The organism is Gemmatimonadota bacterium (assembly GCA_039715185.1).
GTDB lineage: Bacteria > Gemmatimonadota > Gemmatimonadetes > Longimicrobiales > RSA9 > DATHRK01.
In genome coordinates this window covers 1-5739 of record JBDLIA010000135.1, presented here as the reverse complement: position 1 = coordinate 5739, position 5739 = coordinate 1, and the positions used below count along the sequence as shown (strand labels likewise).

At 71.8% G+C, this 5739-nt stretch carries 6 protein-coding genes; 3 read left to right on the top strand and 3 right to left on the bottom strand.

The genetic code is table 11. The annotated features are described in order from the left end of the window. Window positions 1-118: 118 nt before the first annotated feature. A complete protein-coding gene (locus ABFS34_15595; protein ID MEN8376852.1) occupies window positions 119-952 on the bottom strand; it encodes a CPBP family intramembrane glutamic endopeptidase in 834 nt (277 codons plus the stop codon). On the opposite strand from ABFS34_15595, the gene ABFS34_15590 reads away from it, so the two are divergent. Beyond that, a complete protein-coding gene (locus ABFS34_15590; protein ID MEN8376851.1) occupies window positions 951-1238 on the top strand; it encodes a 4a-hydroxytetrahydrobiopterin dehydratase in 288 nt (95 codons plus the stop codon). The genes ABFS34_15595 and ABFS34_15590 overlap by 2 nt on opposite strands. Further along, on the top strand, window positions 1235-2020 hold the full coding sequence (locus tag ABFS34_15585; protein ID MEN8376850.1) for an SDR family oxidoreductase: 786 nt from the start codon (window positions 1235-1237) through the stop codon (window positions 2018-2020). The genes ABFS34_15590 and ABFS34_15585 overlap by 4 nt, the downstream gene beginning before the upstream one ends. Here ABFS34_15585 and ABFS34_15580 read toward each other — a convergent pair. Beyond that, on the bottom strand, window positions 2017-3336 hold the full coding sequence (locus ABFS34_15580) for an aspartate aminotransferase family protein (GenBank protein MEN8376849.1): 1320 nt from the start codon (window positions 3334-3336) through the stop codon (window positions 2017-2019). The two genes, ABFS34_15585 and ABFS34_15580, sit on opposite strands and share 4 nt — an antisense overlap. Before the next feature lie 20 nt (window positions 3337-3356). After that, window positions 3357-3809 (bottom strand): hypothetical protein, encoded by a 453-nt coding sequence (locus tag ABFS34_15575; GenBank protein ID MEN8376848.1) that lies wholly within the window; start codon window positions 3807-3809, stop codon window positions 3357-3359. Window positions 3810-4111: 302 nt separating this feature from the next. Between ABFS34_15575 and ABFS34_15570 the strand changes: the two genes are divergently transcribed. Beyond that, window positions 4112-5739: hypothetical protein (locus tag ABFS34_15570; protein ID MEN8376847.1), on the top strand; the 1628-nt coding region annotated here is incomplete at its 3' end.

The window sequence follows — 5739 nt, the reverse complement described above, 5'->3', positions numbered from 1 at the left end:
CGCCCGCGGGGCAAGGCGGAACGACGCGCCGTAGCCGTCGCTACGGCAAGGAGTTCCAACGCCGCAGCCGCGGGATGCAGCGCGAGCCGAATGCCTACGGGACTTCTGCAACGCTACACTAGAGAGACGATCGGTGAGGTTCAAGGGTTTCGCCCAGCAGCCGCTCCCGCCACCAGAGTCCGGCGAGCAGGTCCAGGGCGGAGTGGGCGATGATCGCCGGCACGATGCTGCCGATCACCAGCAGGGGCGCCGACAGGATGGCGCCGAGCACGCCGGCCCGCACCGCGCCGCTGGCGCCCTGGTAGCGGTGCGCGAGTCCGAACGCGACCGCCGCCACCGCGACCCCGGTCAGCGCGGAGCCCGACGCGTCTTCCACCGCCCGCACCAGGAAGCCGCGGAACACCACCTCTTCGGTGAATCCGGCCGTCAACGACAGCCAGGCGTAGTGGAGGCGCTCCGTGCCCGAGCGCGGGAGCAGGAACATGGACAGAGCGCCTTCGCGATGCCCGAACGCGCGCCAGAGCAACACGACGACCACGCCCGCGACGATCAGGAGCAACGTCCAGCCGGCGAACAGGCGGGTCTCGGGCCATACGAGCGCCAGCCTCTGAGTGGCGTCGGCGGCGCGCGGCACGACCGCCAGCGCGATCGCGGCGAGCACCCAGAGCGCGCCCCAGGAAGAGGCGTAGATGGCGTGCCTCGACGCCCCCTCGGGGACGGTCGCCGGGCCGGCCGTCATCAGCAGAGCAACCGGCAGCACTCCCAGGAGGAACGTCGCGAACGCCCGCTCGAACAAAGGCAGTGGGTCGGTCAGCAGCCACGCGATGGCGATCAGCAGCCCTCCGAACGCCGCCATTCGGAGGGGCGCGCCGGCGCCCGGAACCCGCTTGCCCACGTCTGACATGGCGGTCAACTTACCGGCCCTTCGAACCGAGAGGAATTCGTACGCCATGCCGCTTCTGTCCCAAGACGAGATCGCCCGCGAGCTGGACGCCCTCCCGGCCTGGACGCGCGAGGGCGACGCGATCGTCCGCGTTGGCCGACTCGCGACGTTCCTGGACGCGATCGCGTTCGTCGTGACGGTCGCCGAGGCGGCCGAGGAGGCGGACCATCATCCGGACATCGACGTTCGCTACCGGAATGTCCGACTGGAGCTGAGCACCCATTCGGCCGGCGGGCTGACCGAAAAGGACTTCGCGCTGGCGCGACGAATCGACGCGATACTGGAGGAAGCATGAGCGGGGACCGGCGGCGTTGGGCGCTCGTTCTGGGCGCATCGAGCGGGTTCGGTGAGGCCGCGGCCAAAGCGCTGGCGGCGTCCGGGCGATCGATCTTCGGCGTGCACATGGATCGGCGAGCCGCCATGCCCCACGTGGAGGAAGTGGTCGCCGCCATCGAGGCCACCGGCGCCGAAGCCGCGTTCTTCAACATGAACGCGGCGGATCCGGACAAGCGCGCGGACGCGCTGGACGCCATGAAGGAGCGCATGGGCGAGGACGGGACCCTGGACGTGTTGCTCCACTCGCTGGCCTTCGGGACGCTGCGGCCGTACACCGGCGACAAGGCCGTGTCCGAGGCGCAGATGGACATGACTGTGCGCGTCATGGCGCACTCCCTCGTGGACTGGGTACAGGGCGCCATCGACCGGGGCATGATGGGCGCCGGCGGCCGCATCTTCGCCATGACCTCCTCGGGCTCCACCCGCGTGATCCCGAGCTACGGCCCGGTGAGCGCGGCTAAGGCCGCGCTCGAGTCGCACATCCGGCAGCTCGCTTACGAGCTCGCGCCCATCGGGATCACCGCCAACGCGCTGCGCGGAGGCGTCACCGACACGCCCGCGCTGCGCAAGATCCCCGGCAACGAACAGCTCATAGAGGCGGCCAAGGCGCGCAACCCGGCCGGCCGGCTCACCACCCCCGAGGACGTGGCCGGGGCGCTGGTGGCGCTCGCGGGGCCGGGCACGCACTGGATCACCGGGAACGTGATCAACGTGGACGGCGGCGAGGAGATAACCGGCTAGCCGTTCCCGAGCGCCCTCTCCAGCTCTTCGCCGACCACGTCCAGGGCGCGTATCAGGTCGGCCTCCTCGATGGCCAGCGCGGGCGTCAACGCCAGCGTGTCCGCGGCCGGGCCCTCGGTCAACAGGATCACGCCGCGGGCCAGCGCCGAGTCGGCCACCGCGCCCGCGATCCTGGCGGCGCCCTCGCCCCGAACGTGCGCGCCCCGCATCAGCCCGAGCCCCGAGGGCGGGTCCACCTCGTCCCAGCGGGCCGCCCATTCGGCGAGCCGCGCCGCCGTCAACTCGCCCAGCGCCCGGGCGCGCTCCACGAGCCCCTCGCGCTCGATGACGTCCAGGTGCGCGAGCGCGGCGGCGCACGAGATGGGGTTGCCCAGGAACGTGGAGGTGTGAAGGGACTCGCCGGTCGACGCCGGCCACGCCTCCATGACCTCGGCTCGACCCACCGCCGCGCTCAGCGGCAGCGCGCCCGTGAGGGCCTTGCCCAGCGTCATGACGTCGGGAACGACCGCGGCGTGCTCGACGGCGAACCAGCGTCCGGTGCGGCCGAAACCCGTGAAGATCTCGTCGGCGATCAGCAGCGCGCCGCTCGCGTCGCACAGGGCGCGCAGTCCCGGCAGGAAGTCCGCGGGCGGGTCGATCATGCCGCCGCGCCCCTGGACCGGCTCGACCAGCACCGCGCCGATCGCGTCGGGACCGCCGGCGGCAGCGTCGATGACTGCGGCCACGGCGGCCAGCGCGACGGAGGCGCCCTCCTCGCGGCGGGGGAAGGGCAGCAGGCGCACTCCCCCGTAGAGCTGGCGTTCGAAGGGCTCGCGGAACTCGCCCCTGCCCGACGCCGCCAGCGCGCCGTAGGTGAGCCCGTGGTAGCCGCCCTCGAAGGCGACGATGCCGGGGCGCCCGGTGGCGAGCACGGCCGTCTTCAGGGCCGCCTCCACTGCTTCGGCGCCGGCGCTGCCCAGGATCGTCACGCCCAGGTCGCCGGGCGCCAGCTCGGCCAGCCGCTCGAGCAGCGCGACCTTGGCCTCGGCCGGCTGCACGTCGCCCAGCCCGTGCGCGAGGGTGCGCGCCTGGCGGGCGATGGCCTCCGCTACCGCGGGGTGCGCGTGTCCGGCGGCGGCCACGCCGAAGCCGCCCGTGAGGTCGATGAACTCGTTGCCGTCGGCGTCCCTGACGCGGCCGCCTGACGCGGCGGCCCAGAAGATCGGCCCGACCGGATCGAGGCGCGTGACGGTCCGGCACTCGACCGCGGCCAGGCGCCGCGCCAGCGCCCGGGACCGCGGGCCCGGGAGTGCCGTCGCGTCCGGTTCGGGATCCACGGAAGGAGCGCGCGGCTCGATCAGCGACGCCGCTTGTGCCCGAGGAATCCCACCACGGCGACGGCGACCAGCGCGACGATCCCGACGCTGACCAGCAGCACCTCGCGGACGATCTTCTCGGTGCCGGCGAGCGCGTCATCGACGGCGTCCGCTACCCAGTCGCCCTCCTCCGGCCCGGCTCGTTCCTCACCCTGACCGGTGGCCGCGGCCTCGTTCGTCGCGGGCGCCTCCACCTTCGTCTCGGCGCCGCAGCCCGCGCACGTCGCCTCGCCCCTCGCGCGGGTCGTGCGGTTTTTGAAGCCCAGCGCCTCGTCGCAGTCCTCGCAGTCCCGGTTGGCGGGAAACGTCTCCAGGTGCCTGTAGAGGCTGGCGGAAGTGATGTCGAGCGCCTCACGGATCTGGCGTACCGATTTGCCGGTCTCCCAATAGAGCCGATTGACCTCGGCGGCGAGCTTCGCGTCCTGTGCGTCCATCGTTCCTCCCCTGAAACCCCGCCCGGCGGCGGGGCGTAGTCAGGTCTATGACAGCGTTAGTTCTAGCGCTCCTGCTCGTGCAGGAGCCAACCCCCACGCGAATCCCGGACCCAGCGGATTCGGCCGTCGTCGCCACCGATGACGAATCAGCATCGCGGCGAGTTTCACGGAGCGTACCGGCCGACTCCTACGCCGATGATGCGACGCGGGAACTCCTGTCGAAAGCGCGCGCCTACCGCGGCGAGGCCTACCTGGCACTACGCGAGTACTCCGTTCGCGCTTCAAGCGAGATCTCGATTGGCGTGCGAGCCCTGCTGCGCAAGCGGACGCTCTTCAAGTGCCAGTCGGCGGTGGAAGTCACCTGGCGGCGCTACGCGCCTTCGACCCTGAGGGTCCTGGGGTCCAGGTTCGCGGTCCCCGCAGCCGGCCTAGGCCCGGAAGTACCAGACGACCTCGACGACTGTCTGAGCGCGGGCCTGTTCGAGCCGGACGCCGACCGCTTCGCGGTGTTCGGCGACATGGTCGGCGGGGACGGCTCGGATTTCTCTTTCCGCCATCCGCTGGCGCGCGGGTCGGAGCGCCACTACCGCTACGCGCTCGGGGACACCACGCGGATTTCGCTGCCGACTGGCGTGACCATCCGCCTCGTGGAGCTGATCGTTCAGCCGCGCCGCAACGACGCGGACCTGCTGGCCGGGTCGATGTGGGTCGACGCCGATTCCCACGCGGTGGTGCAGATCTTCGTGCGGCCCGCGCGACCCGCCGACCTGGACCGCGACTTCGCCCAGTACGTAGACCCCGAGGACCTGGACGATGTGCCCGGTTTCCTCAAGCCGATCGAGGCGGAGATCCGCTACATCGCTGTCGAGTACGGGCTGTGGGAGCAGCGCTGGTGGCTACCCCGTCTGGTGGCCATGGAGGGGGTCGCGCGGGTGGGCCGCTTCGCGCGCTTCCCGCTCAACGTGAGCCAGCGCTTCGGGGCCTACGATGTGGTGGGCGATACGGCGACGCTCGACTCGGCCAAGGTGGCCGCTCTCACCGAAATGGGGGATTCGCTCGAGGAGGCGTACGCCGACTCTGTCGAGGCGCTGATGGAGGATTGGAGCCCGCGCGATCCGGACTTCGTCATGGAAGGTTCCTGCGACCGCTCGGGAGGGTTCCGCCGGTGCTTCGTCGCCCACATCGAGGTCGCGGATTCCGCCGAGCTGCTGACCTCGGACGCCCTCCCCGCGGACATGCTGTCGGACGAGGAACCGATCATCAGCGAGGCCGAGCTGGAGGAGCTGGGCAACCGCATCGCGCGCATCGCGCCGCCGCCGTGGCAGGCGGGCCAGTCGCGCTTCGCGGCGCTGTGGAACGGCCCGGGGCTGCTGCGCTACAACCGCGTGGAGGGGCTGTCGGTGGGGGCGCGCGCCGAGACGGACTTCGGCCGGCTCCAGTTGGCGGGGGTCGCCAGGGTGGGCCTGGCGGGGTTCGACCCGACCGTCGAGGTCACGCTGTCGCGCGAGCGCTACCGCTCGTTCGCGGCGCTGTCCGGCTACCGGCGGCTGACGCCGGTGACGCGGGGCGATCGGTCGCTGGGCATCGGCAACTCGCTGAACGCGCTGCTGCTCGGCCGCGACGACGGCGACTACTTCTTCGCCAACGGCGCCGACCTGCTGCTGCGCCCGCCCGAGGATGTGGGTGGCGCGTGGGAGGTGAGGCTCTTCGCGGAGGCTCAGCGGCGCGCCCGACGCGAGACCGACTTCAGCCTGCCGAACGCGTTCGGCGAGGACGACTTCAGGCCCAACCTGAGCGCCGACCGTGCGAACCAGGCGGGCGCCTCGGTGGTGCTGCGCCATTCCAGCGGCGAGGACCCCAGGCGCCTCCGCTGGGGAGTCGAGGGCTTCGTCGAGGGCTCGACGGGGACCTTCGACTTCGCGCGCCCCTC